Below are 25,417 nucleotides of genomic sequence, written 5' to 3'. Positions count from 1 at the left end.
CGAGGGGGTCGACAGAGCACGCCGTGCCTCGAGCAGCAGGCGCCGCATGATCTAGGCCCGCTCTGACATATGCATATGACCTATTCGAGACCGTCGAGCGATTCGACAGGTCTCTCCCCTTCGCTCACTGTACGGTCAGCCCCGTGAAGCGCATAGTGTTTACCGGAATCATCCTCATCGCCATGGTGGTGTTGACGGCCTTCTCGGTCACGGCGTACGGCTTTCTCGACCCGAAGCACGACACCGGGCTGCTGCTCTGCACGGCCGGACTCTGGCTGCTCTTCGCCCTCGCGGTCATTCTGCTGAAAAAGGTTCCGACTCGCGCCGCGATCGTGCTGGTCGTCGCCGGTTCGGTGCTGATCGGCGGCGCGGCCATGGCCGGTCCGCCCAACACCAGCACCGATTCCGCGCGCTACGCCTGGGACGGCATCGTTCAGGATGCCGGGATCTCGCCGTACGCCTACGTCCCTGTCGCCGACGAGCTGGCACACCTCCGCACTGACTGGCTGTTCCCGACCCCGCGCGAGAACGCCGACGGCACCCACACCTGCTTCGAGCCGCGCACCCACAAGACCTCGGGCATCCCGTCGGGCGATCCGCTCTGCACCGCCATCAACCGCTCGAAGGTCAACACCATCTACCCGCCGACCAGCGAGCTCTATTTCGCCGGCGTGCGCTTTCTGGTGCCGACCACCGCCGCCTATTGGCCGCTGCAACTCACCGGTCTGCTCCTGAGCGTCGGCATTACGGTGCTCCTGATCACCGCCATGCGGCGGCGCGGCATCGACCCGCGCTGGGCGGCCCTGTGGGCCTGGAGCCCGCTCGTCGCCACCGAGGCCGTCACCAATTCCCACGTGGATGTCCTCGGCGGCCTGCTCGTCGTGGTGGCGACTCTCGCGGTCTCTCGCGGCTTCCGCTTCCGCGGCGGCATCGCGCTGGGTGCGGCGATCGCGGCGAAGCTCATCCCGGTGATCGCCGCGCCGGCCCTGCTCAAGAAGCAGCCGTGGAAGGTGATCCTCGCGGCCGTCGCCACCTTCGCGCTGCTCTACGTGCCGTATGTGCTCGCAACCGGAGTCGGCGTGCTCGGTTACCTGCCCGGCTACCTCAGCGAGGAGGGTTACGAAAGCGGCAACCGGTTCGCGCTGATCGGTCTGGTGGTGCCGAAATCCGCAGCGCTGGTCGTGGCCGCGCTGCTCATCGCGCTCACCGCAGCGCTGGTGTGGTGGAAGACCGACCCGCTGCGACCATGGTTCGGGCAGCTGATCATGATCGGCACCGTGCTGCTCATCGTGAGCCCGCGCTACCCCTGGTATGCACTCCTGCTCGTTCCGTTCATCGCCATGACCGGGCGCTGGGAATGGTTTGCCGTGCCGCTCGCCCTTACCGCCCGGCTGCTCGCGCCCATGCCCGGGATCACCGCGACCGCGGTCGGAACAGCGGTTTTCGTGGTGGTGGCGGTGACCTGCTACCGCCAGAAGTGGATTCCGCGGGCACGCCGTCTTGTCACAAAACGGTAACAGGCCCGTCGTTTTCGCGAGGGTGGCCGAACGACTACCCAGAACCGCCCGCCACCTTCGGCAGGCGAGGAAAGGGATAAAGACCATGCTTTCGTTCAAGAACACCGCCGCCAAGGCAACCATCGGAATCGCCGCTGCCGGCCTCCTCGTCGCCACACTGGCCGGCTGCTCGATGAGCTCCAGCGCGGACACCTCCACCAAGTCCTCCGACACGTCCTCCTCCGCTGCGGCGGCTCCGAAGGCGCTGGCCGACATCCCGGCACTGACCGGTGTCGACACCGCGGTAAAGCTCGACGCGGGCTTCGCGGCAGCCCTCACCACCCTGGGCCTCACGCCCGGCACGGTCGGAACCGCTACCCTCACCGACGGCAGCCTCCACTTTCCGATCACGGGCGGCAACGTCAAGTACTTCGACCCGAGCGAGAAGTACCGCCCGTACGTCCAGGGTTCGATCAAGCACGAGGGTTCCGGCTTCTCGCTGGCGGCCGGTGGCACCACGGTCGAGCTGACCAACTTCACCATCGACCCCGGCACCTCGAAGTTGTATGGTGACGTCGCCGTCAACGGCACCTCCGCCGCCACCCAGGCGCTTCTGTTCAACCTCTACGGCGGAACGCTGCAGCCGCTGCAGATGGACGGTGACAACGCCATCCTCACCGGCACCACGGTTCACATCTCGGCCGTCGCCGCCGATCTGCTGAACAAGACCTTCAGCACCGACGCCGTCAAGTCGCAGCTGCTGGTCGGCGTTGCGACCATCACGGTTGCAACCAAGTAGTCGTTGAGAGACACGGAGTAACGTCGCTTTCACGATGTCGCTCTAATGATGGGGTCCTCCGCAATCGCTGCGGCGGGCCCCATCATCGTGAGTAGCCGAACAGTGAGTGGCCAAACACTCAATAGCCAGACAGGCGAAAAGCAGAGGGGGGATGACCGGATGACCACGCTCCGCCCCACCGCGCCCGTCACGGTCAGCCGCCCGAACGGGTCCGCGCGCCAGCTGATTGCCCCGGCATCCGTCGGCGTGCTCGGACTGCTCGTCACCTTCGCCTTCTCGTGGGTGCCGTCGGTCTGGTTCGACGAGGCGGCGACCATCTCGGCCACGACCCGAAGCTGGCCCGAGCTTTTTCGGATGCTCGGGGGCATCGACGCGGTGCACGGCGTGTACTACGCGGCGATGCACGTCTGGTTCGATCTGGTGGGCTACACGCCGTCCACCCTGCGCCTCCCGAGCGCCGCCGCCACCGGGCTCGCCGCGGCGTTGCTGCTCGTACTGGTGCGCAGGTTCGCATCCGAACGCCTCGCCATCACCTCCGCCGTACTGTTTCTGCTGCTGCCCCGGGTGACCTGGATGGGCGGCGAAGGCCGCTCCTACGCCGTGCAGGTCGTGCTGGCCATCGGTCTCACCCTGGTCTTCGTCGGAGCGTGGCGTCGCGCCGCACAATCCCGACGCTCGCGCCTGCTCTGGTGGACCGCATATGCCCTTCTCGCCACGCTCGCCATCTGGACCTTCCTCTATCTGGCCCTGGTGATCGCCGCCCACGCCGTCACGGTGATCCTGAACGCGCGCCGCGATCGACGGTCGGTCGGCCTGTTCGCCGCCGCGGCCGCGGTGGCGGGGCTCGCCAGCATCCCGCTGCTGCGGCTGGCCGATGCCCAGTCCGGTCAGGTCTCCTGGATCCTCCCGCTCGACGCCGATACGCTGCACGGCGTCTTCGTCGCCCAGTGGTTCTATCGCAATAACACGTTCGCGATCGCGGGTTGGATCCTCATTGTCATTGGCGCGGTGCTGCTGCTGCGCAGGCACCCGCGCTATCGCAGAGCGGGGGTCGGGTTTGCGGCCGTGGTGCTGCCCTGGCTGATCGTGCCGACGGCCGGGCTCCTGGTCGCGTCGGTGCTGGTGGATCCGCTGTACTCGGCGCGGTATGTCACGTTCAGCGCGCCGGCCGCAGCCGTGCTCATGGCGGTGGCCGCGACATCCGTTCGCCGCTGGTGGATGGCGGCGGGCATCGTCGCCCTCTGTGCCGTGCTCACGATGCCCTCGTACATCGCGCAGCGCACGCCAACCGCGAAGCAGTCGACGGCGTGGAACCAGGTCGCCGAACTCGTGGCTCGCGAACGGGCTGCCGACGCTCCTGACGCCTCAGAAGCTGTGATCTGGGGGCCGCTACGCAAACACAAGGCCGCGACCAGCCGGGTGATCGAGTACTCGTATCCCGAGGCTTTCGCAGGGCTCGTCGACGTGAAGCTCAAGACCCCGGCCGCGCAGACCGGCACCCTCTGGGAGACCGCGTATCCGCTCGACCAGGTGACCGAGCGGTTCGACGGCACCAGTGTTGCCTGGCTCATCACCAGCGATAAGCAGGATTGGCGGCCGAGCGTGGCCGAGAAATTGGCGGCCTTGGGCTTCCACGTCGAGCGCGAGTGGAACATTTCGACGACCAACGTCGTGCGCTACGTGCGCTGACCTGGGCAGCCCTAGTTCGAACTCACTTAAGCTGCCGCTCGCCCGCATTTGTGGTCGCCCTTTCCGAAATGAAGGATGTTTTCGATGCGGGGCGGCGTGTCGTCGCAGACACGCCGAGAGTTGGCGAAATTTGCCTTCATTTCGGAAGTGGCGGTGCAGAAGTGGCGGTGCGGAAGTGGCGGTGCAGAAGTGGCGGCGCAGAAGCGAAAACGGAACTGAGGCCGAGCTGCTTAGTCGCTCACGATGCGGGCGCCGTGCACCGGGCCGGTCGCGCGCACCACGGTGAGCCGCGCCGCGCTCAGCGCGATCTGCAGCTCGAGCGCACCGTCGAGGTCGGGCGCGAGGAACGCGATGGTCGGGCCGGAGCCGGAGACCAGCCCCGCGAGCGCACCGTTCTCCTCGCCGAGCTGAATCACGGAGGCGAGCTGGGTCTCCAGGTGCAGGGCCGGCGCCTGCAGGTCGTTGTGCAACACCTCGGCGAGCATGTGGGCGTCACCGGCTCGCAGCGCCTGCAGCACCGCGGTGTCGACCTGCGGCGCGATGGCCGCGGGGAAAATGTCTTGCGCGTGCCGGTCACGATGCCGGTCGAGTTCCCTGTAGACCTCGGGAGTGCTCATGCCGAAGTCGGCGAGAGCCAGCACCCACTGGAATTGCCCGGCGGCGAGGGCGGGGCTGAGTTTGTCGCCGCGTCCGGTGCCGATCGCCGTGCCGCCCGCGAAGGCGAAGGGCACATCGGAGCCCAGCGAGGCCGCGAGCTCCATCAGTTCGTCCCGGCCGAGGTCGGTGCCCCAGAGAGTGTCGCAGGCGAGCAGGGTCGCCGCGGCGTCCGCGGATCCGCCGCCCATGCCGCCCGCGATCGGTACGTGCTTCTCTATCTCGAGGTGCACCCCACGGCGATAGCCGGCGCGATGGGCGAGCAGCGTCGCCGCCTTGATGGCCAGATTGCTTCCGTCGACGGCGAGCGAGGACGTGTCGATCGGGCCGGTGAAACTTACCGAAAAGTCGTCTGCGGGAGTCGCGCGGACATCCTCGAACAGCGAGACGGCCTGGTAGGCGGTCGCGACGTCGTGGTAGCCGTCGTCGAGCAGAGCGCCGACCTTGAGGAAGACGTTGATCTTGCCCGGAGCCTTAGCGTGAACGGCCTTCGTGGCGCCCGCGGTGGTCATGCATCCAACCTACTGGACAGCCCGCACGGGTCACGTTCGCCTATACTTCCTCGGCTCGAACGATCCGCAGAAAATCGAGCACGGTGAGCTCCTCACCGCGAGCGGTCGGGGCCACCCCGGCAGCATCCAGTCGGGCGGATGCCGCCGCGCTATCCCCGAGGACGACCGACAGCGACTGCCGAAGCATCTTGCGTCGCTGCTGGAACGCGGCATCGATCAGCGCGAACGTCGCACGCCGCTCGGCCTCGGTTCCCGGCTGCTCGGCCCGCGCGAACCGCACCAGAATCGAGTCGACGTTCGGCACCGGCCAGAACACCTGGCGACTGACCATGCCCGCGGTGCTCCAGCGTCCGTACCAGGCGGCCTTGAGGCTCGGGCTGCCGTAGATCTTCGAGCCGGGCTCGGCGGCGATGCGCTGCCCGACCTCGGCCTGCACCATCACCAGCGCCTTGTCGATGTTCGGGAACAGCTCGATGAAGTGCAGCAGCACGGGCACCGAGATGTTGTACGGCAGGTTCGCGACCAGGGCGGTCGGGTCGCCGGGAAGCTCGGTGATGGTCATCGCGTCCTGAAGGATCACGGTGAGCTCTGCATCCGGCTGCAGCAGTGCAACCGTCTTCGGCAGCTGACCGGCCAGGCGGTCGTCGATCTCGACGGCGACGACGGATGCCCCGGCCTCCAGTATCCCGAGAGTCAACGAGCCCAGCCCCGGGCCGACCTCCACGACGCTCTCGCCGGGAGTGACCCCGCTCGCCTTGACGATGCGACGCACGGTGTTGGCGTCGATGACGAAATTCTGGCCGAGCTTCTTGGTCGGCTGCAGGTCGAGCAGCGCGGCCAGGTCGCGGATCTCCGCAGGCCCCAATAGGCTCACGCGATGTCCGCCGGGTCGTACTCGAGTGGCTCGTCTTCGCCGTGCAGCACGGGCTCGGAGTCCCAGCTGCCGTAGACCAACTCGGTGTTCGAGGTCACCTGGGCGGCCAGCATCGACACCTCGGTACCGAGGTGGTCGGCCATGAAGCGCAGCGTGGTCGGAATCAGGTACGGGGCGTTTGGCCGCCCGCGGTACGGGGTCGGCGTGAGGTAGGGCGCATCCGTCTCCACCAGGATCAGGTCGCGCGGGATCACCTCGAGCGCCTCGCGCAGATTGGTCGCGTTCTTGAACGTGACGGTACCGGCGAACGAGAGATACCAGCCGTGATCGGCGCAGATGCGGGCCATGTCGGCGTCGCCGGAGAAGCAGTGGAAAACGGTCTTCTCTGGCGCTCCGACGCGCAGGAGGGTCGAGATGACCTCGGTATGCGCATCCCGATCGTGGATCTGCATGGCCAGGCCGTGCTTTTTGGCGATCTCGATGTGCGCCTCGAACGAGCGGTGCTGTGCGGCCAGCCCGTCACCCTCGGTGCGGAAGAAGTCGAGCCCGGTCTCGCCGATGGCGCGCACCCGCGGGCGGGCGGCCAACTCGTCGATCTCCGCGAGGGCCGCATCCAGCTCCCCCGCTGCTTCGTACCGCGGAGCCTCATTCGGATGGATGGCGACGGCCGCGAGCATCCGCGGCTCCTTGGCTGCCATCTCGGCCGACCAGCGCGAGGTCTCGAGGTCGCCGCCGACCTGCACGACGCCCCGGATGCCGACGCTCGAAGCGCGGTCGAGCTGCTCGAGGTAGTCGAGCGGGTCTTCCCCGTCGGCTATCTCCAGGTGCGTGTGGTTGTCGTAGGTGCCGACGACCAGCGGTACCGGCAGTGGCGGGTAGCTGAGGTCGCGCTTCTGCACGTGCTCGGGGTCGCGCTCGCGCACGTGTGCTCCGGTCATCGCGCTTCCCTCCGTCGTTCCTGCGTCACCTTACTCAGTCGACGGTTATTCAGCGGCGACGACTTGCTCGATCCGGGGGAACAGCGACGACTCGAGCGGCGTCACGTTCGGGCCGCCCTCCCAGTCGAAGGCTGCACGGATGTCCTGGGCGTCGACAGCGCCGTCGCCGCCGAGAGCGGCCCATAGCTTCGCCGATGCCGTCGGGATGACCGGAGCGAGCAGCACCGCGAGGGTGCCGAGCCCGCGGACCACGGTGAACAGAACGGTGTTGAGCCGCTCCGCCTTCTCCGGGTCCTTCGACAGGGCCCACGGCTCCTGAATGGTGATGTAGCCGTTGAGCTCGTCGACCAGGTTCCAGATCACGGCGAGCGCCTCGTTGATCGCGAAACGCTCGATCGCCGCATCCGCGCCCGCCGCGACATCCCGAGCCGTGGCGAAGATCGCCTCGTCGGCGGGCTCGTACGCGCCGGGAGCCGGGATCACGCCGTCGCGGTAGCGGGTGACCATGGCGATGACGCGAGAGGCGAGGTTACCGAATCCGTTCGCGAGCTCGGCCTGGTAGCGGGCGCTGAGGTCTTCCCAGCTGAACGAGCCGTCCTGGCCGAAGCTGATGGCGCGCATGAAGTAGTAGCGGAAGGCATCCGCTCCAAAGGTCTCGGTGATCTGCTCGGGGGCGATACCGGTGAGCTTCGACTTGGACATCTTCTCGCCGCCGACGAGCAGCCAGCCGTGGCCGAAGACGCGCTTCGGCACGGGAAGTTCCGCGGCCATGAGCATCGCGGGCCAGATGACGGCGTGGAAGCGGGCGATGTCTTTACCGACCAACTGCACGGCCGGCCAGCGGCGCTCGAAGTTCTCCATGTCGGCGCCGTAGCCGATCGCGGTGATGTAGTTGAGCAGAGCGTCGAACCAGACGTAGAGCACGTGGCTGTCGTCCCAGGGGATCGTGATTCCCCAGTCGAAGCTCGAGCGCGAGATCGACAGGTCGTCGAGTCCCTGCTTGACGAACTGGATGATCTCGTTGCGCACGCTCTCCGGCTGGATGAAGTCGGGCTGCGACTCATACAGGTCGAGCAGGCGCTGTTGGAAATCGCTCATCCGGAAGAAGTAGTTCTTCTCCTTGAGGATCTCCACCGGGCGGCCATGGATCTTGCAGACCTGCTGACCGGCGTAGTCGCCGTTCTCGGTCTCCATCAGGTCGTCGAGCTGCTTGTACTCCTCGCAGCCGACGCAGTAGTAGCCCTCGTACTCGCCGGAATAGATGAAGCCGTCGTCGTAGAGCTTCTGCAGAAAGACCAGCACGCCCTCTTCGTGACGCTTATCGGTCGTGCGGATGAAGTCGTCGTTCGCGATCTCGATCGTCTTCAGCAGCGGCTGCCAGGCATCCGCCACCAGCTTGTCGGCCCAGGCCTTGGGCGTCGTGTCGTTCGCCACCGCCGTGCGCAGGATCTTCTGCCCGTGCTCGTCGGTGCCGGTGAGCAGCCAGGTGTCGTCGCCCGCCTGACGGTGCCAGCGTGCGAGGAGGTCAGCCGCAACTTCGGTGTACGCGTGGCCAATGTGCGGCACGTCGTTGACGTAGAAGATGGGCGTCGCAATGTAGAAGGATTCTCCGGCGGCCATCCGCCCATTCTAATTCCTGCGGGTATCCCGTTACGCCGCCGCCGCTTCTCCCTGTCCCACCCTCGACGTTTGCCCGAATATGCAGGTTTTGGGTACCGGAAACATGCATATTCGGGCAAACGTGGGAGGGGCTGTGGAAAACCATCGACGGCAGCTGACGCGCTGCGCCACCATGTCCCGATGACCGAGTCCGACATCCAACCGTTTCGAGTCCGTGACGCCATCGCCGCCGGAGTCGAGGCCAACGATCTGCGCGGCAGGCGTTGGAACCGCACCGTGCATTCGATCCGCTCGACCGAGCCTGACCTCGACTTCATCGCCCGCTGCCGGCTGTTTGCGTTGCGCATGCCGCCGACCGCGGCCTTTAGCCATTCCACCGCTGCTCAGCTGCTGGGTTTCCCCGTGCCCTGGCGCCTTGAGCGGTCATCGGATCTGCACATCGTCATCCCGGCACCGGCCCGCGGCCCCCATGCCACCCACATCCGAGGCCACCGCCTCAGCCTTCGCGATCAGGACATTCTCGCCCAGGAGGGACTTCGGATGACCGCGCCCCCTCGCACCTGGTGCGACCTTGCAAGCCAGCTCAGCGTGCACGAATTGGTCGCGGTGGGTGATCACCTCATCCACTGGCGACTACCCATCGTGACGACGGCCGAACTTTCGGATGCAGTCACGCACTTTCCGGGACGACGTGGCCTACCGCGGATGCGTGCAGCATTGCCATTGCTCGATGCTCACGCCGAATCTCCGCCCGAATCGATTCTGCGGGTGATCATCGCTCACGGCGGATTGCCGACGCCGAGCATCAACCACGTTCTTGTTCAGACCGATGACGGTCCGGCCATTCGTCCAGACTTCACCTTCGTCGAGCAGAAGCTGATCCTCGAGTATCAGGGGGACTACCACCGCCCGAAGGAACAATGGCGCAAGGACATGACCCGCCGGACTCGCCTCGAGGGGAAGGGATGGCGGGTGATGGAAATCAATTGGGACGATCTCAAAGATCCGACCGAACTGGTCGCTCGCATCCGCGAGCACCTGAATCTTCCCCGCCCGCGATGAGTTCTTCCACGTTTGCCCGAATATGCAGGTTTTGCGTACCAAAAACCTGCATATTCGGGCAAACGTGAGGAGTGGGGCGGGGGCGTCAGCGGCGGGTGAGCGCGCCTTCGTACAGGTCGCGGCGGCTCAGGCCAGTGAGCGAGGCTACCTCCGTCGAGGCCTCCTTGAGCCGGGTTCCGGATGCCACGAGCTCGAGCACCTGTGCGATCCCCGTATCGAGGCTGAACGCCACCGGCGCGGCCCCCTCCACCACGATGCAGATCTCGCCGCGGACCCCCGCCGACGCCCACTCGACCAGCTCGGCGGCGGTTCCCCGCTTGACCTCTTCGTACATTTTCGTGAGCTCGCGACAGACCACAACTCGACGCTCGGAGCCCAGCGATGTGGCGAGGTCGCGCAGCGCATCGGCGAGGCGGTTCGGCGACTCGAAGAAGACCATGGTGCGTTGTTCGGTGGCGAGCGCGGCGAAATAGGCGACACGGCCCTTGCGCGGCAGAAATCCCTCGAAGCTGAACCGGTCGGTCGGCAGTCCCGAGACGGCGAGTGCGGTCAGCACCGCAGACGGTCCGGGCAGCGCCGTGACGGTCACTCCGGCGTCGGCAGCGGCGGCCACGATCGAGAAGCCGGGGTCGCTGATGGCGGGCATTCCGGCATCGGTCAGCACCAGGACATCCGTCGACCGCGCCAGCTCGACGATCTCGCCGGCCTTCGCCACCTCATTGTGTTCGTGCAACGCGATCAGCCGCGGGCGGTTCTCGACGCCCAGGGCCCGCATCAGGTGAATGGTGACGCGAGTGTCTTCGGAAGCGATCACCTCGGCGTTCTCGAGCGCTTCGACGAGCCGGCGTGAGGCGTCGCCGAGATTACCGATCGGGGTCGCGGCGAGGATGAGCACCCAGCAATCCTCCCACCGCCCCTCCCCTACGATTGCCTGGTGACCAGACCCGAGCCCGCGTTCGATGCGCTCGTGGCCACCACCGAGGTTCCGTGGCAGCAGCCCGGGCGAGTGGACAGGGTCGCCGCCTGGCTCGATCAGACGCCGCTGCGCCGCTGGCTGTGGCGCTGGGGCGGTCCCCTCGTGGTGACGCTCCTCGCCGCGGTGCTGCGGCTGTGGCACCTCGGGTTTCCCCACACGCTGGTGTTCGACGAGACCTTCTATGTGAAGGATGCCTGGACCCTCTCGCGCCTCGGATACGAGGGGGCATGGCCTGCCGGCGCCGACACGGGTTTCAACGCCGGCCAGGTGGACACCTTCACCAGTGCGCCCGCGTACGTCGCGCATCCGCCGCTCGGCAAGTGGATCATCTCGTTCGGGCTCGACCTGTTCGGCGCCCAGAGCTCCGTCGGCTGGCGAATCAGCACCGCCGTGGTCGGCATCCTTGCCGTGTTCCTGCTCGTTCTGATCGCCCGCGCGCTGCTGCGCTCCACGCTGCTCGCCACCCTCGCCGGCTTCCTGTTCGCGGTCGACGGTCACGCGATCGTGCTCTCCCGGATCAGCCTGCTCGACAACTTCGTGATGTTCTTCACCCTGCTCGGCTTCGGGGCGATCCTTCTCGACCGCGGCCAGGCCCGGGTGCGCCTCGATCGTTGGGTCGCGCGCAGAACGGATGCCGGCGGCGACCTCGACTGGGGCCCCACCCTGTGGGCCCGCCCCTGGCTCGTCACCGCCGGAATACTGTTCGGTGCCGCCTCCGCGGTGAAGTGGAGCGGCCTGTACTTCCTGGCCGCCTTCGCCATCTACAGCGTCGTGGTGGACGCCGTGGCCCGCAAACATGCCGGCATCACCTTCTGGGCGAGCAGCGCCGTGTTCCGGCAGGCGTTTGCGACCTTCCTGCTCACCGTGCCGGTGGCAGTCGCGGTCTACCTGCTCAGCTGGACCGGGTGGTTCGTGACGAAGGGCGGCTACTACCGGGAGTGGGCGAATGAGCCCGGCAATGCGGCATCCGGATTCTTCTCCTGGGTGCCCCGCGCAGTGCAGAGCTTCTTCCACTACCAGCAGAGCATCTACGACTTCAATGTCGGGCTGCACACCGCTCACGCCTACCAGGCGAACCCGTTCACCTGGCTGTTTCTCACCCGGCCGACCGCGTTCTCGTATCTGTCTGTGGCCGATGGCGTCGGCGGCTGCACCGACGCGGACGGCTGCGCGCAGTTCATCACCTCGATCGCCAACCCGCTCATCTGGTGGGCGGCGACAGCAGCATTGGTCTACGTGTCGTATCGGCTGGTGCGGTACCGCGAATGGCAGTGCGGCCTAATCCTGATGGGGATCGTCGCCGGCTACCTGCCCTGGCTGCTGTACGCGCAGCGCACGATCTTCCAGTTCTACGCGATCGTGTTCGAGCCGTACATGATCCTGTCGCTGGTGCTGGTGATCGGACTGCTGCTGCGACCGACGACCGGGAACCCGTTCGACGTGAGCGTGCCACGGCGGTTCCAGCCGGGAGGGGTGGGTGTCGTGATGGTCTTCGTGGTTGCCGTGACCGCGATCAGCGCCTTCTTCTACCCGATCTGGACCGGCGACCAAGTGTCCGTCTCGTTCATCCAGCTGCACTACTGGTTCCCGGGCTGGCACTAGGCCGTAACCTAGCCGGATGACCTCGCGCACCGTTCTGCTCTACCTCGCCGTGCTCGTGCCGCCCGTGGCCCTGGCGATCGTGGGCGTCACCCACCCGGAGCACCTCACCGCTGCGTCCGCCGAGTACTGGCGCAACCTGCACATCGGCCTGCTGCCGGTGTTCCCCCTGCTCGCGTTCGGACCGTGGCTCGTGATCCGCGGCTACGACCCCTTCCTGACCTGGGTGGTCGGCATCCTTGGGTTTCTCTACGCTGCCTTCTACACCGGCCTCGACGTGCTCGCCGGCATCGGCGCTGGCGGTCTGAAACTCGACGACATGGGCATGGCGACGGGCACGGTCTTCGGCCTCGGCCGCGACATCGGCTTCGTCGGCAGCGTCGCGTTCATCGCGGCCTGCGGCATCACGGCGCTCGCGTCGTTCCGTCGAGCCGGTGTGCTGGCCGCGCCGGGTGGCGTGGTGCTGATCGTGGGCGCGTTCCTGTTTCTAAACGACCACATCTACTTTCCGCTCGGTGTGCTCGGGCAGGTCTGCATCGCGGTCGGACTCGGAGCGATCCTGTTCGTGGTGCGCCGCGCGATCGCGAACGGGACCGCGACGATGCCGCGCACATCGACCACACCGCGCACCTCGACCACGCCGCGAACCTAGAGCGCGGCGGCCAGCTCCGCTTCCCGCGTGATCGGCAGCCGACAGACGAAGTCGCGACACAGGTACGCGGCAGCGCGCTCGCGCCCCTCGAACAGTTCAAACCCGGCCGCCGCGAGAGCGGCAGCCTGCTCGACCGTGACGACCGTGCTGACACCGACGGATGCCGTGCGCGCCAGTTTCGCGCCGACCTCCGCGCCGTTCTCCCCCACCACGACCAGCTGCGTCACCGGCACGGCCAACCGCGCGATGAGTTCGAGCGACGTGCCGAACGAGATCGGGCGCAGCATCGCGAGCGGCGCCACCGAACGCATCGCCTCCGTCGCCGCATCGCGATATCGCTGCTCCGCGGTGATCAGGTAGAGCTTCTCCGCTGCGGTCGCTATGGCGCTCAGCCCGGAGGGGTATGCCCCTTCGGACGGATCGCTCGCCAGAGCCAGTCCGCGCGCAGCGAGTGCGGGGTCGGCCCCGCCCGGCACGGCGAATGAACCTTCGACCAGGCAGACATCGACCAATTCGCGCGCCGCGATGGCGAAGCTAGCCTCCCCGGTTGCCGTCGCGAGCTGCAGCAGACCCGAGGCGAGCATCCCGTAGTCCTCGAGGGTGGCGGATGCGGCGGACACCCGCTCCCCGATGGATGCCCGGATCAACGTGCCGTCGCCGGCACCCCCGGAACTGACCCGGTGCCGCCCGAGCAGGAGGTCGGCGGCGCGCACAGCCGCGGCCAGCCAATCCGGGCGATCGAGCGCGAAGCCGGCGGCGGCCAGACCCTCGATGGCCAGTCCGTTCCAGCCGGTGAGGATCTTGCCGTCGAGGGCCGGCGGTGTCTGCGCGGCTCGAGCCGCCGCATCCAGGGCGTAGTAGCCGCCCTCGACCCGCTCCCCGACGCCGTTCTCATCGACGACAGTGCTTTCGCTGTCCTGCGCGGAGGCGAAACCGCCATCCGGCTGCTGCAGCACCGAGATGAGGAAGTCGGCGATTCCGGCGGCGATTCCGGGAGCGGCCTGCGGCCGAAGCACCTCGAGTCGGGCGTAGGCGCGCAGCAGCAGGGCGTTGTCGTAGAGCATGCGCTCGTAGTGCGGGTCGCCCCAGTCGCGGCGGGTGGAGTAGCGGAAGAAGCCGCCCTCGACCGCGTCGCGGAGTGGCGAACCGGCCATCGTGACGAGCATGCGCTCGGCCAGGTCGCGGGCGTCGGTGTTCGACAGGGACGTGTCGTCCTGCGCGCCACGCTCGAGCAGGAAGAGCAGCACCGGCGCGACCGGAAACTTGGGCGCACCGCCGAAACCACCGAACTCGGTGTCCTCGTAGCCGACCAGCTCGGCGACGACGCCGGCAAAGTCGGTCGGGAGGGCACCGGGTGCGGTTTCCGACGCCGCGGACCCCAGCGCAGCCGCGACCTTCGCCGCGCTGTCCTCAACCTGATCACGGCGCTCCGTCCACGCCTCCTGGACGGCGTCGAGCACCTGCGAGAACGACGGATGCCCGGCGAGCGGCTTCGGCGGAAAGTACGTTCCGGCGAAGAACGTCCTGCCCTGCGGAGTGACGAAGACGGTGAGCGGCCAGCCCAGGTTGTCGGTGAACGCGCCAGCCGACGTCAGGTAGCTGGCGTCGACATCCGGATGCTCCTCCCGGTCGACCTTGACGCTGACGAAGTCCGCGTTCAGTCGTGCCGCTATCGCCGGATCGCTGAAGCTCTCGCGCGCCATCACGTGGCACCAGTGACAGGTCGAATAACCGATCGAGATCAGCAGCGGAACGTCCCGCCGCTCCGCCTCCGCGAAGGCCTCCTCGCCCCACGGAAACCAGTCGACCGGGTTACCCGCGTGCGAGACGAGGTAGGGGCTGACGGCATCCGCGAGGCGAGCGGCCATGGAGTTAGCCGACCTCCATCGGGTGGCCGCCGACGCGGCCGCCCCGCTCGAGGCCGGTGATCGCCGCCTCCTCGGCGGGGGTCAGCTCGAAGTCGAAGATGTCGAAGTTCTCGGCGATGCGGTTCTTCGAGTTCGACTTGGGGAAGACGATGTGCTGCTGCTGGATGTGCCAGCGCAGCACCACCTGGGCCGGGGATTTGCCGTGTGCTTCGGCCGCGGCGGTCACCTCGGGCAGCTCGAGCAGCGGGTACTTGCCCTGGCCGAGCGGACCCCAGGCTTCGGTGGCGATGCCGTTCTGCCGACCGAAGGCGGTGACCTCGGGCTGCTGGTGGTAGGGGTGCAGCTCGATCTGGTTGACCGCGGGAACCACGCCAGTCTCTTTGAGCACGCGTTCGAGGTGCGGCACCAGGAAGTTCGAGACGCCGATGCTGGTGGCCTTGCCGCTGGCGCGGATCTGCTCGAGCGCCGTCCAGGCCTCGACGTACCTGTCCTGCTTCGGCACCGGCCAGTGGATGAGGTACAGGTCGACGTGATCGAGGCCGAGTTTGCTCAGGCTCTCGTCGATCGCGTTCGCGGCCTTCTCCGACGCCTGCTCGGAGTTCCACAGCTTCGTGGTGATGAACAGCTCGTCGCGCGGAATGCCCGACTTCGCGATCGCACGCCCGACGCCCTCCTCGTTGCCGTAGATGGCGGCCGTGTCGATGTGACGGTAGCCGGCCTCGAGGGCGTCGGTCACGATCCGCTCGGTCTCCGGCGGGTCGACCAGGAACACACCGAAGCCGAGCTGCGGGATGTTCTTGCCGTCGTTGAGGGTGATGGTGGGGATGGTCATATTTCTTTTCTCTTTCAGTTCTTCTCGGAGTCGGGCACGGTGCGCTGCTCCACGCCGTTGTATTCGCTCAGCGGGCGGATCAGTGAGTTGGACGCGCGCTGTTCCATGATGTGCGCGGTCCACCCGACGATCCGGCTCGCGACGAACAGGGGCGTGAACGTCTCCGTGTCGTACCCCATCAGGTGGTACGCCGGTCCGGAGGGATAGTCCAGGTTCGGCTTGATGTTCTTGCGCTGCTGCATGTCGCTCTTCAGCGCGGTGTAGAGCTCCATCAGATCCCCGGCGTCGTACTCGGCGACCAGAGTGTCGAGCGCGGCCTCCATGGTCGGCACCCTCGAATCACCGTTCTTGTAGACCCGGTGACCGAAGCCCATGATCTTGCGCTTCTCGGCGAGCGCGGCGTCGAGCCAGTCCGCGACCTTGTCCGCCGACCCGATCTCGCCGAAGGTGTGCATCACTGCCTCGTTCGCACCGCCGTGCAGCTCCCCCTTGAGAGCGCCAATCGCCCCGACGACCGCCGAGTACAGGTCGGAGAGGGTGGACGTGATCACTCGAGCGGTGAAGGTGGAGGCGTTGAAGGAGTGCTCGGCGTACAGGATCATCGACACGTCGAAGGCGTTCACGACGACCAGGTCGGGCACCTCGCCGAACGTCATGTGCAGGAAATTCGCGCTGTAGCCGAGGTCGTCGCGCGGCTCGATCAGGGGCTCGCCGCGGCGGCGACGTTGGTCGTAGGCGACGATCGACGGCAGTTTGGCGAACAGGGCGAGCGCCTTCTGCAGCTCGGCATCGCGGCTGCTGTTCGCTGTTTCTGGATCGTTCGCGCCGATCACGCTCACCGCGGTTCGCACGACGTCCATCGGATGCGCGGTGACCGGCAGATCGTCGATGACCCGCTTCACGTTCTCATCGAGGTGGCGCAGCGAACGCTCGAGCGCCTGGAACTCGGCGAGTTGGGCATCCGTCGGCAACTCGCCGTGCCACAGCAGGTAGGCGACCTCCTCGAAATCGCACTGTGCGGCGAGCTCCTGCACCGGGTAGCCGCGATACAGCAGCGAATTGGTATCGGGGTTCACCTTGGAGATCGCGGTGTAGTCGACGACGACCCCCGCGAGCCCCTTCTTGATGTCGGTCGGTTCTGTCATCACATGCCTTTCGGTACGTCGAAATTGAAGACGGAAGTGTCGAACGTGTTGTACGCCTCATAGTCGAGGAGCTCATAGAGGCGGGAGCGGGTCTGCATGCCTGCCACCTCGGACTTCAGCGAACCCTCGGCGACGAGGGTGTCGAGGCCGCGTTCAGCCGCGCCCATGGCGATGCGCAACAGGCTGACCGGGTAGATGACGATGTCGATGCCGACGCCGTGCAACTGCTCGGTCGTGAACAGCTCGCTCTTTCCGAACTCGGTCATGTTGGCGAGGATCGGCACGTCGACCGCCGACCGCATGGCCTCGAACTCGGCGAGGTCGGCCATCGCCTCGGGAAAGATCGCGTCGGCGCCAGCTTCTGCGAGCGCCTTGGCCCGGTCGGTCGCGGCCGCCAATCCATCGATGGCACGGATGTCGGTGCGCGCCATGATCAGCAGGTTCGGGTCCCGGCGCGCATCGACCGCCGCACGGATGCGCTTGGTCGCCGTGTCGAGCCCGACGACGGCCTTGCCGTCGAGGTGCCCGCACCGCTTCGGGTTGACCTGGTCTTCGATGTGCAGGCCGGCGACTCCGGCATCCTCGAACTCCTGAACCGTACGGGCGACGTTCATCGGCTCGCCGAATCCGGTATCCGCGTCGACCAGCGTCGGGAGGTCGGTCATCCGGCTGATCTGCTTGGCGCGGGCTGCCACCTCCGTCAGCGTGGTGAGGCCGATGTCGGGCAGGCCCAGATCGGCGGCGATGACGGCGCCCGAGATATAGACGCCCTCGAAGCCCTTCTCGCCGATGAGCCGGGCGCTCAGCGGGTTGAATGCGCCGGGGAAGCGCAGCAGCTCTCCCGATCCGAGCGCGGCACGCAGGCGGGCGCGCTTCTCGGCGGGCGTGACATCCGTGTACAGCATTAGAACAGTCCCTTCGGGCCGGGAAGCAGCAGGCCGGGCCGTGCGGTCACGGTCAGTCCGCCGAGTTCGGTCGCATCCAGTTCGGGCAAACGCTGCACCAGGTCGAGGAAGCGTTCGATCTCGATCTCTTCCAGCGTTCCCTCGGCGAGGCCGCGGAACTTGGCGATGTACTGCTCGCGCCCAAACGGGTTCGCGCCGAGCGGGTGCGCGTCGGCGACCGCGATTTCGTCGACGATCACCGATCCGTCGCGGAGCGTGATGGCGACGCTGCCGCCAAACGCTTTCTCGGCCGGGTCGTTCGAATGGTAGCGCCGGGTCCACTCGGGGTCTTCTTCGGTGACGACGCGGTTCCACAGCGCGACGGTGTCGGGGCGCGCTGCCCGCTCCGGGGCGTAGGACTTCTCGTGGTCCCACTCGCCGTCCTGCAGCGCGACGGTGAAGATGTAGGGAATGGAGTGGTCGAGGGTTTCGCGGCTCGCGGTCGGGTCGTACTTCTGCGGGTCGTTCGCCCCGGAGCCGATCACATTGTGGGTGTGATGGCTGGTGCGGATGATGACGCGCTCGATCGTGTCCGGCCCGAGTTCCGGGTACCGCTGGTGCAGTCGGCGGGCCAGGTCGATCCAGGCCTGGGCCTGATACTCGGCGGAGTGCTCTTTGGTGTAGCTGTCGAGGATGGCCCGCTTGGTCTCACCGCGTTCGGGCAGTGGCACCTCGTAGTGGGCGTCCGGCCCGTCGAGCAGCCAGGCGATCACCCCGTCTTCGCCCTCGTAGATCGGGGTGGGGCTGGTCTGTCCGCGCATCGCTCGATCGACCGCTTCGACGGCCATCTTGCCGGCGAAGGCGGGTGCGTGCGCCTTCCAGGTGGAGATCTCGCCCTTGCGCGACTGGCGGGTGGCGGTGGTGGTGTGGAGCGCCTGCCCGATGGACTGGAAGATCGTCTCGGGCGCAAGCCCCAGCAGGGTGCCGATGCCGGCCGCGGCGCTCGGGCCGAGGTGCGCCACGTGGTCGATCTTGTGCGCGTGCAGACTTATAGCCTTCACCAGGTCGATCTGGATCTCGTAGCCGGTCGCGATGCCCCGCACCAGATCGTGGCCGCCGCGTCCCACGTGCTGCGCGACGGCCAGGATCGGCGGGATGTTGTCGCCCGGGTGCGAATACTCGGCCGCGAGAAAGGTGTCGTGATAGTCGAGTTCGCGCACCGCGACCCCGTTGGCCCAGGCCGCCCACTCCGGACCGTACCGACCCGGGATGCCGAACACCGTCGATCCCGGAGCGTACGGGTGGTCCTGGGCCTGGGCCCGTGCCGCAATCGCCGGAGCCCGGGTGAGCGAGGCGGTGGCGACGGCGGCGTTGTCGATGAGGCGGTTGATCACCATCTCGGTGACCTCGTTGGAGACCTCGACCGGGTCGGCGGCGACCTCGGCGATCTTCCAGGCGAGCTGGTCTTCGCGGGCGAGCTTCTCGTCACTGCGGTATACCCGCACCTGATTCAGTTGCACTCGTCCACCCTAGGACGCGTGGCCGCGTTGTTGTCGTCTTCGCTTCTCGCCGAACGCCCCAACCTCGACCGCCCTGGCGCGGGCCGATTCGAGTATCCACGGTGGTGACCCGCGGTAGCCCCGCCCGCTCTGCAGGTGAAATCCAACGACCTGCTCGGCCCTGACCCGCCACCCGATCCGCCTGTCCCAGAACCAGCGCAATTTCTGTGCCTCCAGCTCGAGGTAGGAGATGAAATGGTCGTTGAGGCGATAGGAGCGGTGCGGCCAATCGCTCTCCGCGATGACGACGTCGTGGTCTTTCAGCAGTCGCAGGTGGTGCTGCGCGGCGGCGCGGGTCACGTGGAACTCCCGAACGACAACGTTCTCGAGGACTCCGGCGGTGTGCTCACCGCTCGCGAGAACTTCGACGATGCGGCGCCGGATCGGCTGGGCGAGGACCTCATAGACGTGCATGACATCGACTGTCCCGTCCCCGCTCGCCGAGCACGCGCGGGGAGGCCGAAGTGGGGAAACTGCAGTTCGCTGGGGGCCTGTTGAGGACTCGAACCGCGACGCCCTGAACCGCGAGGCCTCGAACCGCGACGACGGCTGCGCGAATTCGTATTGTCAGTTCGCGCTAACGTCAGCCCGAACTGGCAACAATCGAGGAATAGCAACCCCCGCGGATGTCAGTTCGCGCTGATGTTAGCGCGAACTGACATCACGAAATCGCGAACCTGCCCGGGACTACCCCGCGCCTCGCTCACGCCCGCACCCGCGATCGCGATCGCGATCGCGCCGTACCATGGAAGGCCATGCCTGACACCGCCGCTCCGCTCGACGTTGCGATCACCTTCCCGGAAGAGCTGCCGGTCAGCCAGCGACGGGATGACATCGCGGCGGCCATCCGCGATAACCAGGTCGTGATCGTCGCCGGCGAGACCGGGTCGGGTAAGACGACGCAGCTGCCGAAGATCCTGCTCGAGCTCGGCTACCGCAGCATCGGTCACACCCAGCCCCGCCGCATTGCCGCCCGCACCATCGCTGAGCGCATCTCCGACGAGCTCGGCACCCCGCTCGGCGGCCTCGTCGGCTACCAGGTGCGCTTCACCGACACCGTCTCCAAAGACACCCGCGTCAAGCTGATGACCGACGGCATCCTGCTCAACGAGATCCACCGCGACAGGCTGCTGCGCAAGTACGACGCGATCATCATCGACGAGGCACACGAGCGCAGCCTCACCATCGACTTCCTGCTCGGCTACCTCAAGCAGCTGATGCCGCGCCGCCCCGACCTCAAGATCATCGTCACCTCCGCCACCATCGACCCCGAGAGCTTCGCGCGCCACTTCGCCGACGCCGCAGGCACCCCGGGCCCGATCATCGAGGTCAGCGGACGTACATACCCGGTCGAGGTGCGCTACCGCCCGCTGGTCGCCGAGGTCCCGATCGACGACGACGAGGATGCCGCGGAGACCCGAGCAGACCTCGACCCGATGGAGGGCATCAACGCCGCCATCGACGAGCTCGGCCGCGAAGGCTCCGGCGACATCCTGGTCTTCCTCAGCGGCGAGAACGAGATCCGGGATGCCGAAGAAGCGATCCGCGGACGCTCGCTCCCCGGCACCGAAGTGCTCCCCCTCTACGGCCGGCTCAGCTCCGCCGAACAGCACCGCGTCTTCGAGACCAGTCGCACGCCCGGCACACGCCGCCGCATCGTGCTCGCCACCAACGTCGCCGAGACCAGCCTGACCGTCCCCGGCATCAAGTACGTCATCGACGCCGGAACCGCCCGCATCAGCCGCTACAGCGTGCGCTCCAAAGTGCAGCGCCTCCCGATCGAGGCGATCAGCCAGGCCAGCGCCAACCAGCGGTCCGGCCGCTCCGGTCGCACCAGCGACGGCATCGCCATCCGCCTCTACTCCGAAGAGGACTTCCTCCGCCGCCCGGAGTACACCGAACCGGAGATTCTGCGCACCAACCTCGCCGCGGTCATCCTGCAGATGATCTCGCTCGGCCTCGGCGACATCGCGAACTTCCCGTTCCTGCAACCGCCGGACTCCCGCGGTATCAAAGACGGGCTCGACCTGCTCCTCGAGCTGAACGCTATCGAGACACCGCGAGCCGAACGGTCCCCGAGCTCGTCGAAGGGCGCTTCGACAGGCTCAGTCACCGAGCCTCGAATCACCCGCATCGGCAAGCAGCTCACGCAGCTGCCGATCGACCCGCGGCTCGCCCGCATGGTCATCGAGTCGAAACAACACGGCACCACGCGCGAGGTCATGGCGATCGTCGCGGCCCTCAGCATCCAGGATCCGCGCGAGCGGCCGCTCGAACGCCGCCCCCAGGCCGACCAGCAGCACGCCCGCTTCGTCGACCCGACCAGCGACTTCCTCACCCTGCTCAACCTCTGGAATTACCTCGAGGAGAAGCAGAAAGAGCTCAGCGGCAACCAGTTTCGCCGCATGTGCAAGAACGAGTACCTCAACTACCTGCGCGTGCGCGAGTGGAAAGACGTCTACCGCCAACTCGAACGGATGACCACGCAGCTCGGCCTCGTCGTCACCGCCCCGAGCACGAACCCGAACGGCATCCACCGCTCCCTGCTCGCGGGCCTGCTGAGCCAGATCGGCATCAAAGACACCGCGAGCACCGGCAAGGACGCCAAGAGCCGGGACGCCAAGGGCCCGTACATCGGCGCCCGCCAGGTGCGCTTCAGCATCTTCCCCGGCTCGGCGCTTAACAAGAAGCAGCCCGCCGAGATCATGAGTGCCGAACTGGTCGAGACCAGTCGGCTGTTCGCCCGCACCAACGCCGCCATCGACCTGGCCTGGGCCGAACCCATCGCCGGCGACCTGGTCAAGCGCAGCTACGGCGAGCCGCACTGGGAGAAGAAGCAGGGAGCGGCGGTCGCCTACGAGCGGGTCACGCTCTACGGCGTCCCGATCGTCGCGCGTCGACGGGTGCAGTTCAACCGGGTAGATCCGGGTTACGCGCGGGAGCTGTTCATCCGTCACGCCCTGGTCGAGGGAGAGTGGGATCTCGACCGCACCAGCGTGCAGGTGAAGGCCTTCGACGTCGCCAATCGTCGGCTGCGGAAGGAGCTCGCCGAGCTGGAGGAGCGCACCCGCCGCCGCGACATCCTGTTCGACGATGAGGCGGTTTTCGAGTTCTATCAGCGGCGCATCCCCGCCGACGTCAGCACGCAGCGCGACTTCGAGTCCTGGTGGAAGAAGGCGCGGCAGACCACCCCTGATCTGCTCACCATGACCGCCGAGAACCTCGTCGATGAGGAGGAGGCGACCACCGCGGTCGACGAGAACGCGTTCCCCAGCTACTGGCAGCAGGGCGACCAGCGCCTCAGCCTGCGCTACCGCTTCGAGCCGGGGGCAGCGGATGACGGCGTCACCGTGCAGGTGCCCCTGGCCCTGCTTCCCGGACTCTCCCCCGCCGGCTTCGACTGGCAGGTGCCGGGTCTTCGCGAGGAACTGGTCACCGCGCTGATCAAGGCCCTGCCGAAGGCCATCCGCCGCAATGTCGTACCTGCCGCAGACTGGGCGCGCAAGCTGCTGCTCGAGCTGCCGGCAACCCCGGGCTCCGAGTCGCTCGCAACCACGCTGGCTGCCGCCATCCAGCGCCTCACCTACGTGCCCGTGACGGCCGCCGACTTCGAGCGGGAACGCGTGCCAAGCCACCTGCTGGTGACCTTCGCGGTGCAAGACGAGCGCGGAAAGACCCTCGCCGCCGGCAAAGACCTGCGCGGTCTGCAGCAGCAGCTCGGCTCGAGCGCGCGGGATAGCGTGGCCCGCGCATCCGTCGCCGCCCAGGTCAGCGCGGCACGGCCAACCAGCGCGCTGGAGCGGAAGGGTCTCACCAGCTGGGACTTCGACGAACTCCCGCGCGTGCTCGACAGCAAGCAGGGCGGCAACACGATTCGCGCCTACCCCGCGCTCGTCGATGAGGGCACGAGCGTCGCCATCCGCCTGATGAGCACCCCCGCCGATCAGGCGCGCGAACTACGCGGCGGCGTGAGACGGATGCTGCAGCTCACCATCCCCTCGCCCGTGTCGTACGTGCAAGAGCACCTGACCTCCGCCGAGAAGCTCAGCCTGGCGCAGAGCCCGTACCGCACCACTGCGGAGTTGTTCTCCGACTGCCTGGCCGCCTGCATCGACGCCGTGATCGACGGGCGCGAGATCTTCACGAAGGCGCAATTCGAGACTGCGCGCGACGAGATCTCGGCGACGCTGCTCGACACGATGTTTCGCACCGTGTCGCTGGTGAGCAAGGTCATCCTGGCCGGCCGGACGGACGAGAAGGCGATCAAGAACGCCTCCAGTGTCGTCTTGCTGAGCCCGCTCGCCGACGTGCGGGAACAGCTCGGAAACCTGGTCTACCCGGGCTTCGTCTCGGCGACCGGACTCATTCAGCTGCGCCGCCTGCCGGTCTACCTCGCCGGCATTGAACACCGCATCGCCAAGCTGGGCGAGAACCTCGGACGCGACCGAGTCTGGATGTCCGAAGTCCAGTCCGCCACGGAACGCTACCTGGCCGCGGGGGGAACCCTGCCGCTGGCGCCCACCCTGTCGGCGAACATCGTGCACGCGCGATGGTTACTCGAGGAGCTGCGGATCAGCCTGTTCGCGCAGCAGCTGGGCACGGCCGAGCCGGCCTCGCTGCAGCGCATCACGAAGCTGCTGAGCACCTGATTACTCGACCAGCGACGCCTCGCCCTCGTACTGCTTCACCAGCTCGCGCTTGAGCACCTTGCCGCTCGGCCCGAGCGGCAAGATCTCTACGACCTCCACACGCCGGGGGTACTTGTAGGCGGCGAGCTTCTCCCGCGCATAGGCCGCCAGTTCCGCAGCATCCGCGGCCGCATCCGGCGCCAGCACCACGCAGGCCATGATCTCCTGGCCGTGCGTCTCGTGAGCGACACCGAACACCGCCGCACTCGACACCGCCGGGTGGGCGATCAGCACCTCTTCGACCTCGCGCGGGTACACGTTGTAGCCGTTGCGCAGGATCATGTCTTTCTTGCGGTCGACGATCCACAGGTAACCGTCGTCGTCTTTCGTGCCGAGGTCACCGGTGCGGAACCAGCCATCGACGATCGCCTTCGCCGTCTCCCCCGGCTGATTGAGGTATCCCTTCATGATGTTGTGACCGCGCACCACGATCTCCCCGAGCTCGCCGTGCGGAAGCAGCTCGATGTGATCGTCGGCGTCCGACCGGGCGACCTCGACATCCACTCCCCAGATCGGCTGGCCAATGCTGCCGACCCGCGGCTCGCGCCCGATGTGGTTGAAGCTCGCGACCGGGCTCGTCTCGGTGAGCCCATAGCCCTCGTAGATCACCACACCGAACACCTCGCGGAACCGCTCGATCACCGCCAGCGGCAGGGATGCCCCTCCCGAGATCGCGTACTTGAGCTTCGGTCGTTCGTCGGTTGCCTTCGCCGCCTCGAGCAGGGCGATGTACATCGTCGGCACGCCCATCATGATCGTGCACTCGCTGTCGATCAGGGCGCGCAGGGCGGTCGCTCCGTCGAACTTCGGCAACAGCACGATGCGGGCGGTGGCGCGCAGCCCGGTGTTCAGGGCGACGGTCTGCCCGAAGGTGTGAAACAGCGGCAGGCCGCCGAAGATCACGTCCTCCGACACCATCTCGAAGGTGGTGAGGAGCAGCGTGTTGGTCTGTTCGACCAGCGAGAAGTGGCTGCCCATCGCGCCCTTCGGCTTGCCGGTCGTGCCGCTCGTGTACAGGATCGTCGCGGTGTCGAACGGGTCCATCGGCCGGTAGGTGCGGATCGGTGAGGCGTCCGCAGCCAGCTTCTCCAGTTGCAGAATGCCGTCGACCGGCTCGGGCGCGAGCACCGACAGCACCGGGATGCCCGCTTTGGCCGCACCCTTCGCGCCCTCGGGGAGCAAGGGCGCAGCGCAGACCAGCAGGGTGGCGCCGGAGTCACGCAACACGTACTCGATCTCGTCGCTCTTGAGCAGCGCGTGGATCGGCACCACTATCGCGCCGAGGCTGAGCACGGCGTAGTAGACCCGCGGAAAGTCGGCAACGTTCGGGATGAGCACCGCGACCGGGTCTCCCGGCGACACACCCAGACCCGCGAGCGCCCCGGCGTAGCGCCGCGTCTGCTCCCACAGTTCTGCGTAGGTCGTCTCGGCGCCACCGACGACGATGGCGACCTTGTCGGGGGTGCGCTCGGCGGATTCGGAGAGGATCGCCGCGACTGAAATCGTGGCATTACTCGGGTTGGACATGGTGACCCCTTCGTCGACTCTGACGTTGATCCTTGCTGTGCAG

19 protein-coding genes are annotated in these 25,417 nt (G+C 67.1%); 7 read left to right on the top strand and 12 right to left on the bottom strand.

Annotation, left to right across the window (positions count from 1 at the left end):
• Positions 1–143 precede the first annotated feature (143 nt).
• The 3 genes from IV501_RS06035 (at position 144) to IV501_RS06025 (ending at position 3,984) form a co-directional block, all read left to right on the top strand.
• On the top strand, positions 144–1,517 hold the full coding sequence (locus IV501_RS06035; RefSeq protein ID WP_307812207.1) for a glycosyltransferase 87 family protein: 1,374 nt from the start codon (positions 144–146) through the stop codon (positions 1,515–1,517).
• 85 nt (positions 1,518–1,602) lie between these two features.
• Positions 1,603–2,295 (top strand): hypothetical protein, encoded by a 693-nt coding sequence (locus IV501_RS06030; RefSeq protein WP_200555556.1) that lies wholly within the window; start codon positions 1,603–1,605, stop codon positions 2,293–2,295.
• 159 nt (positions 2,296–2,454) lie between these two features.
• Positions 2,455–3,984, top strand: a complete 1,530-nt coding sequence (locus IV501_RS06025; protein ID WP_200555555.1) for a glycosyltransferase family 39 protein — start codon at positions 2,455–2,457, stop codon at positions 3,982–3,984.
• Positions 3,985–4,214: 230 nt separating this feature from the next.
• Here IV501_RS06025 and IV501_RS06020 read toward each other — a convergent pair whose 3' ends face one another.
• Genes IV501_RS06020 through metG form a run of 4 tightly spaced genes read right to left on the bottom strand, consistent with a single transcriptional unit; the run spans position 4,215 to position 8,582 of the window.
• On the bottom strand, positions 4,215–5,150 hold the full coding sequence (locus IV501_RS06020; RefSeq protein WP_200555554.1) for a 4-(cytidine 5'-diphospho)-2-C-methyl-D-erythritol kinase: 936 nt from the start codon (positions 5,148–5,150) through the stop codon (positions 4,215–4,217).
• A gap of 40 nt (positions 5,151–5,190) precedes the next feature.
• A complete protein-coding gene (rsmA, locus tag IV501_RS06015) occupies positions 5,191–6,024 on the bottom strand; it encodes a 16S rRNA (adenine(1518)-N(6)/adenine(1519)-N(6))-dimethyltransferase RsmA (RefSeq protein WP_200555553.1) in 834 nt (277 codons plus the stop codon).
• Complete coding sequence (locus IV501_RS06010) at positions 6,021–6,962, bottom strand: TatD family hydrolase (RefSeq protein WP_200555552.1); 942 nt, start codon at positions 6,960–6,962, stop codon at positions 6,021–6,023. The genes rsmA and IV501_RS06010 overlap by 4 nt, the downstream gene beginning before the upstream one ends.
• A 45-nt stretch (positions 6,963–7,007) precedes the next feature.
• Positions 7,008–8,582: a methionine--tRNA ligase gene (gene metG / locus IV501_RS06005; RefSeq protein ID WP_200555551.1), complete on the bottom strand. Its 1,575-nt coding sequence runs from the start codon at positions 8,580–8,582 to the stop codon at positions 7,008–7,010.
• Positions 8,583–8,762: 180 nt separating this feature from the next.
• On the opposite strand from metG, the gene IV501_RS06000 reads away from it, so the two are divergent.
• Positions 8,763–9,644: a DUF559 domain-containing protein gene (locus IV501_RS06000; protein ID WP_200555550.1), complete on the top strand. Its 882-nt coding sequence runs from the start codon at positions 8,763–8,765 to the stop codon at positions 9,642–9,644.
• Between the two features lie 85 nt (positions 9,645–9,729).
• Here the strand turns inward: IV501_RS06000 and rsmI are convergent, their stop codons facing one another.
• Positions 9,730–10,539, bottom strand: coding sequence for a 16S rRNA (cytidine(1402)-2'-O)-methyltransferase (gene rsmI / locus IV501_RS05995; RefSeq protein ID WP_200555549.1), 810 nt, complete (start codon positions 10,537–10,539; stop codon positions 9,730–9,732).
• A 39-nt stretch (positions 10,540–10,578) separates the two neighbouring features.
• On the opposite strand from rsmI, the gene IV501_RS05990 reads away from it, so the two are divergent.
• On the top strand, positions 10,579–12,222 hold the full coding sequence (locus IV501_RS05990; RefSeq protein WP_200555548.1) for a dolichyl-phosphate-mannose--protein mannosyltransferase: 1,644 nt from the start codon (positions 10,579–10,581) through the stop codon (positions 12,220–12,222).
• A 16-nt stretch (positions 12,223–12,238) separates the two neighbouring features.
• Positions 12,239–12,871 carry a hypothetical protein gene (locus tag IV501_RS05985; RefSeq protein WP_200555547.1) on the top strand — a complete coding sequence of 211 codons (633 nt, stop codon included), beginning with the start codon at positions 12,239–12,241 and terminating at the stop codon, positions 12,869–12,871.
• On the opposite strand, the gene IV501_RS05980 is transcribed toward IV501_RS05985, so the two are convergent.
• From IV501_RS05980 to IV501_RS05955, 6 genes are read right to left on the bottom strand one after another with little or no spacing between them, the layout of a single operon-like run.
• Positions 12,868–14,739, bottom strand: a complete 1,872-nt coding sequence (locus IV501_RS05980) for a thioredoxin domain-containing protein (RefSeq protein WP_200555546.1) — start codon at positions 14,737–14,739, stop codon at positions 12,868–12,870. The genes IV501_RS05985 and IV501_RS05980 overlap by 4 nt on opposite strands.
• Positions 14,740–14,743: 4 nt before the next feature.
• Positions 14,744–15,571 (bottom strand): aldo/keto reductase, encoded by an 828-nt coding sequence (locus tag IV501_RS05975; protein WP_200555545.1) that lies wholly within the window; start codon positions 15,569–15,571, stop codon positions 14,744–14,746.
• 14 nt (positions 15,572–15,585) lie between these two features.
• The gene (locus IV501_RS05970; RefSeq protein WP_200555544.1) at positions 15,586–16,716 is read right to left on the bottom strand and encodes a bifunctional 2-methylcitrate synthase/citrate synthase; all 1,131 of its coding nucleotides are present in this window, start codon (positions 16,714–16,716) and stop codon (positions 15,586–15,588) included.
• Positions 16,716–17,621, bottom strand: coding sequence for a methylisocitrate lyase (gene prpB, locus IV501_RS05965; RefSeq protein WP_200555543.1), 906 nt, complete (start codon positions 17,619–17,621; stop codon positions 16,716–16,718). The genes IV501_RS05970 and prpB overlap by 1 nt, the downstream gene beginning before the upstream one ends.
• Complete coding sequence (locus IV501_RS05960; protein WP_200555542.1) at positions 17,621–19,120, bottom strand: MmgE/PrpD family protein; 1,500 nt, start codon at positions 19,118–19,120, stop codon at positions 17,621–17,623. Before IV501_RS05960 ends, prpB begins: the two co-directional genes overlap by 1 nt.
• Before the next feature lie 9 nt (positions 19,121–19,129).
• Positions 19,130–19,573: an ArsR/SmtB family transcription factor gene (locus IV501_RS05955; protein ID WP_200555541.1), complete on the bottom strand. Its 444-nt coding sequence runs from the start codon at positions 19,571–19,573 to the stop codon at positions 19,130–19,132.
• Positions 19,574–19,914: 341 nt separating this feature from the next.
• On the opposite strand from IV501_RS05955, the gene hrpA reads away from it, so the two are divergent.
• Positions 19,915–23,808, top strand: coding sequence for an ATP-dependent RNA helicase HrpA (hrpA, locus tag IV501_RS05950; protein ID WP_200555540.1), 3,894 nt, complete (start codon positions 19,915–19,917; stop codon positions 23,806–23,808).
• Here hrpA and IV501_RS05945 read toward each other — a convergent pair whose 3' ends face one another.
• Positions 23,809–25,374 (bottom strand): long-chain-fatty-acid--CoA ligase, encoded by a 1,566-nt coding sequence (locus tag IV501_RS05945; protein ID WP_200555539.1) that lies wholly within the window; start codon positions 25,372–25,374, stop codon positions 23,809–23,811.
• Positions 25,375–25,417: the final 43 nt, after the last annotated feature.

It is taken from the genome of Lacisediminihabitans changchengi (genome assembly GCF_016634425.1).
Taxonomy (GTDB): Bacteria; Actinomycetota; Actinomycetes; order Actinomycetales; family Microbacteriaceae; genus Lacisediminihabitans; species Lacisediminihabitans changchengi.
The sequence above is the reverse complement of the archived record's forward strand: the minus strand, read 5'-3'. Positions and strand labels throughout refer to the sequence as shown.